The sequence below is a fragment of the Pseudomonadota bacterium genome, from assembly GCA_018817425.1.
Taxonomy (GTDB): Bacteria; Desulfobacterota; Desulfobacteria; order Desulfobacterales; family RPRI01; genus RPRI01.
In genome coordinates, this window is sequence record JAHITX010000072.1 from 1 (window position 1) to 4,772 (window position 4,772).

At 45.7% G+C, this 4,772-nt stretch carries 5 protein-coding genes; 4 read left to right on the forward strand and 1 reads right to left on the reverse strand.

Annotated features, from left to right (window positions below; all coding sequences use genetic code 11):
• Positions 1 to 201: 201 nt before the first annotated feature.
• The gene (locus KKC46_12345; protein MBU1054595.1) at positions 202 to 1,002 is read left to right on the forward strand and encodes an HNH endonuclease; all 801 of its coding nucleotides are present in this window, start codon (positions 202 to 204) and stop codon (positions 1,000 to 1,002) included.
• 204 nt (positions 1,003 to 1,206) lie between these two features.
• Positions 1,207 to 1,656, forward strand: coding sequence for a hypothetical protein (locus KKC46_12350; protein ID MBU1054596.1), 450 nt, complete (start codon positions 1,207 to 1,209; stop codon positions 1,654 to 1,656).
• Here KKC46_12350 and KKC46_12355 read toward each other — a convergent pair.
• Positions 1,640 to 2,383 carry a hypothetical protein gene (locus KKC46_12355; protein MBU1054597.1) on the reverse strand — a complete coding sequence of 248 codons (744 nt, stop codon included), beginning with the start codon at positions 2,381 to 2,383 and terminating at the stop codon, positions 1,640 to 1,642. The genes KKC46_12350 and KKC46_12355 overlap by 17 nt on opposite strands.
• Before the next feature lie 622 nt (positions 2,384 to 3,005).
• Here KKC46_12355 and ltrA point away from each other — a divergent pair.
• Both ltrA and KKC46_12365 read left to right on the forward strand, forming a co-directional pair.
• Complete coding sequence (gene ltrA / locus KKC46_12360) at positions 3,006 to 4,499, forward strand: group II intron reverse transcriptase/maturase (GenBank protein ID MBU1054598.1); 1,494 nt, start codon at positions 3,006 to 3,008, stop codon at positions 4,497 to 4,499.
• Positions 4,457 to 4,772 (forward strand): hypothetical protein (locus KKC46_12365; GenBank protein MBU1054599.1); only part of this gene is annotated, 316 nt, incomplete at its 3' end. The genes ltrA and KKC46_12365, both read left to right, overlap by 43 nt.

The window sequence follows — 4,772 nt, forward strand, 5'->3', positions numbered from 1 at the left end:
TCGCTACTTTTGCTTTAAACGTTGCTCCATGATTCCTTCTTAATTTCTTCATTTTACCGCTGCTCCTTTCTATATTTTAAAATCAATTTAGAACAGCTTTACCACTTAAGCAACTGTACAGTTTTTCCCGACCAGCTCTGAATGCTTTTAAAACAAAGTGGCTTCGCGCGCTGATGCTTGTGTTCGCTGAGGGAAAAAACTATGGCTACATACTTATTTTCATGGAACCCAAGCAAATGGAATTGGACTACTTTGGATGCTGATATAGAGACGTACCAGAGGCAGAAATTTTTTAATGAACCATGGTCCTGTGGAGTCACAAAAAAGATAGTTCCAGGGGATAGAGCCTTCTTGATCAGACTTGGCCCCTTCTCACCCAGTGGCATAATGGCGTCTGGTCTCGTGTCGTCTTCCACTTATAAAGCAGAACATTATTCAGATCCAAACAAAACTGCTTTGTATGTTGGTATTCGATTTGACGTTCTCCTGCATCCTGAAAAAGAACAGATTTTAGGGAAAACAATTCTTCAAAAGGAAATTAAAAACATAAATTGGACGCCGCAAGCAAGCGGGATGACTATATCCCCAGATGAAGCAGCCTTACTTGAAGCTCTCTGGTCTGCCCATCTTACGCAAATTGGACTCTCACCGCTTACCTTATCGGAGGAAATACTTACTCCGGAGCGATATTGGGAAGGCGCAATCCGCCGTATTTCTATCAACGCCTATGAAAGAGATCCAAGGGCACGCCAAGCGTGTCTTCAACATCACGGAAGTTCTTGCTCAATTTGCGGTTTTGACTTTGAATCAACATATGGTGAAATCGGCAAAGGATTCATACATGTTCATCACCTCCGACAATTATCAGAAATTGGGGAAGCGTATGAAGTTGACCCGTTGCATGACTTGATGCCGGTTTGTCCCAACTGCCATGCGATGCTTCATAAACAAGTCCCAGCCTACTCAGCCAACGAACTCAAAGTAAGGATTCAAAAATCATAAACAGCGAACAAGGGGCTGTTGTCGGATGATCTTTCCTGGAAAGCCGATATGAAGCTGATGAAGTCTATAAAAGATTTCCGAGATAAATAATCGCGAACAACCGCATTAACTCGGACTGGTAAATCCGCTACGCTCCTTTACCATCCGGTTATGCGGTTAGCCAAACATATGGCTATAATAACTTATCCGAACAAGGAGGTATTTATGAAAATTTACAGAAATCGGTCAATAATCAAGTTCGTACTATTGTTTTCCATATTATTCTTCATTAACGGCTGTAGTGTAGGAAATAAGAATATCCATAGAAAATACCATGCAGAACAAAAAGTTATAGCGCCTAAAATTGTAACATTAGATAAAAAACCTAAGTGGTTATTGTTGGCTGGAATTGATATTAAAAAAACCCGAGGTGATAGAATAGCTATTCTTCACAAGGTTGACCTTCCTGGGTGGGACTTCATATGTGAAAATCTTGGTTCAAATAATGATATGCTTGTGGTAACTCCAAGATCTGGAAATCAAGTGATTTATTGGAAAGGGAATGGCAGTATAACTAATAAGGTTACCAATGAAAAAATATTTCTCCCGTTGCCAGCTTCTGAAGATCCCAGGACAAGTAAAGAGAGAAAACAATTTTTCAATGCAAGTTTCTGATTTTACGCATTCCTTTTACATGCGGGCTATAGGGATAGGGACGCCCCTCGCGGGGCGCCCCTCCCACACCACCGGACATACGGATCGCGTATCCGGCGGTTCGGCTGGTCATAACAAGCAATGATAAAACCATTGCCTGTTGGGCTCTATTCAAGCTGAACGCTACCGACCTTTCAGCCACTGCTGCGATATGCCGGTAAGAACATGCTCTTTGACAGCCACGACCATTTACCCAAACCATTCGGCCGGGCACAGTTCGGGCCTTCGTCGGGGTGAGGCCTCCTGGTATACTTCTCCCGCTTTTGGGAGGCCCGGCTCGTTTCCACCAACTACTATGCCCTTTGCTGACTTCTGCCACATGGTCGCCTCCCCTTACGGTTCGGTCAGTCCATTGACGGACATCGTGGCAGATCTCCCGGGGTGAACACGTATCTTTCCACACATGAGCGCCGAGTATACGTATTTGGCTTAAAATGGATAGAGGACTTCGCCTTGTGTTGCAGGCTCGTCCCACCAAACCCGCCTGACTCGATTCTTGTTTATCGCCCCGTGCGTTCGCGGTACCCTGCCGAAGCAAGGCAGCCTCCTTCCCAGGCACCGTCACCGGAAACCCGGTTGCCATACCGCTATACCCTTCACCTCCATCAGGCTGGGTTTGGGACTTGATGAGCTTTAAATTAAAGGGTATGCTCATCGCACCCTTTAGAATACGTGCCGTGCCCGGCACACAATCGGGTAGCCGGGGGTTTTAACCCCCAGCCCCCACACCACCTGGCATGCGTTGCGACATGAAGTCGCTGTTTTTATAGCTGAACTTTGATTCAGCCTACTGTATCGTCAGTAGTTTTCTACCCCGGCATGCATTGCCGGTAACGGCTTTGTGTGAAGCCCGGGGGACAATGAAGCCCTCAGCCTCGGCTGGGAGAGTGCCTTGCGAGAGGAGCTCAACTCTGGAAGCATCGTCCGGATGGGAGCTGGAAATGATGGCATGTGTAATATATTTGAACTGCTGATAAATGTCGTTAGCGTGAACAGGCTAAAGATGCTGACTGGCCTGAACCAAAAGGTAAGGGGTAAGGTTGAAGTGTTCGCTTGTCACTTCACGCGATCTAAGATTCCCCCGGCAAACAGGCAGACACTAACCCATCGTATAGAATCAGCGGAACATGGTAAGCCCAATTGTCTCCATTTCACGATGGAAAGCAATCCGTAAGGAACGCCGATAGATAAGTGGGTAAAGGAGGTCGGAGAAAGCAAATGCCATCCTGTAATGGGGTGGATACGGGTTTATAATTTACCCGGCACGAAAGTGAGCAGACTTCCGACAGGTATTGAATCACGGGAAATGTATGCAACTACTTAATCTTTCAGGTGTGGATAGAGAATGGAATTTACCCATTGACGGCCGGAAGAGCAATTCTGTTTTATGGGATTCCATTAACTGGAAGAAAGTAAAGCAGGCTGTAAATTGTTTGCAAACACGTATCGTGAAGGCAGTAAAAGCCGGGAACATGGAACGTGTTCGCAGTCTTCAACGACTACTGGCTCGGTCATTCGCCGGCAAACTCATGGCCGTAAAGCGGGTGTCTGAAAATCGTGGAAAAAGAACGGCAGGTGTTGACAACGAATTACTTGATACGCCTGCAAAGAAGTGGCGACAAGCCAAAAAGTTAAACTTGGCAGACTACAAGCCGCAGCCCCTTAAACGCACTTATATCCCCAAAAAGAATGGCAAGAAACGTCCGCTTGGTATTCCGGTAATGCAGGACAGAGCCGAACAGGCACTGGAACTGCTGGGACTTGACCCGGTATCGGAATGCATCGCGGATAATCATTCATATGGATTTCGAAAAAAGAGATCTGCTCAAGACGCTATTGATGCCTGTTTTAACGCCTTAAGGGGTAAAGGCAGTGCACAATATATCCTTGAAGGAGATATAAAGGGATGCTTTGACCATATCAATCACGATTGGATGGGCGACAATATCCCAATGCATAAGAAGAAACTCAGGTTGTGGTTGAAATCCGGTTATCTTGAAAGAGGTATCTACAATCCTACGGAAGAAGGGTCTCCTCAAGGAGGAATTATCTCTCCTACGCTGGCAAATATGGTACTGGACGGGCTTCAGGAGCTTCTTTTCAAGAGGTTCAAGAAATCAGAAAAAGTGCATTTTGTCAGATATGCGGATGACTTTATCATAACCGGAGAATCAGAGGAGATGCTTGCCAACAAAGTTAAACCGTTGGTATCACATTTTCTTAAAGAACGTGGGTTGTCATTATCAGAAGAAAAGACCCGGATAAGTCATATTCACGATGGCTTTGATTTTCTGGGATTCAACATAAGAAAGTACAAGGGAAAGCTTCTGATTAAACCGTCAAAAGCCGGTATTGTCTCGGTCAAAAGAAAAATCAGATATATCCTAAAGGACAATATGTCCGCAAAGACCGATAATCTGATTGGTATGCTCAATCCAATAATAAGGGGGTGGGCAAATTTTTACCGTCATGTTGTCAGTCAGGAAGTCTATGACAAGATTGATTCAGCTATCTGGAAAATGACTTGGCAATGGGCCGTAAGGAGACACCCGAACAAACCGCTCAAATGGATAAAATCCAAATATTTTCAGCGGAAAGGTTTTAGGAATTGGGTGTTTTGTGAAAAAAGAGGGAAACTTCAACTTCTTCGAATGAGTGACACGCCTATTCGTCGCCATATCAAAATAAAAGCCAATGCCAATCCTTATGATCCAAACTGGTATGAATATTTTGATAAACGTTCGAAACGATTTACTACCGGGTGCCCAACGGTGCCTTATCAATGCTTGAGCCCTGTGAGGTGAAAGTCTCATGCATGGTTCTCAGGGGGGAAAGCAGCCGAAAGGCTGCCGACCTACCCGGCGGTCCGCACCAGGCGGTTCACGAAGATAATCGGGCCGTAGCCGGATCAAGGTTGCAACCCACAAGGCAGTTACTGCAGATTGACCCCAGTGGCAGATCATTCCATGACGCGTCCGAAAATATGGCTCCCCCGTTCGGGTTCATCGCCTATCGAAGCTCATGGGGCCTGACACTTTCTTCATGTTCGGCCCTTCAGTGGGGTGAGTCCTCCACGA

Excerpts from the sequence above, each read along its gene's own strand:
- ltrA (MBU1054598.1), top strand. The coding sequence starts at position 3,006 with ATGCAACTACTTAATCTTTCAGGTGTGGATAGAGAATGGAATTTACCC.
- KKC46_12345 (MBU1054595.1), top strand. The coding sequence starts at position 202 with ATGGCTACATACTTATTTTCATGGAACCCAAGCAAATGGAATTGGACT.
- KKC46_12350 (MBU1054596.1), top strand. The coding sequence starts at position 1,207 with ATGAAAATTTACAGAAATCGGTCAATAATCAAGTTCGTACTATTGTTT.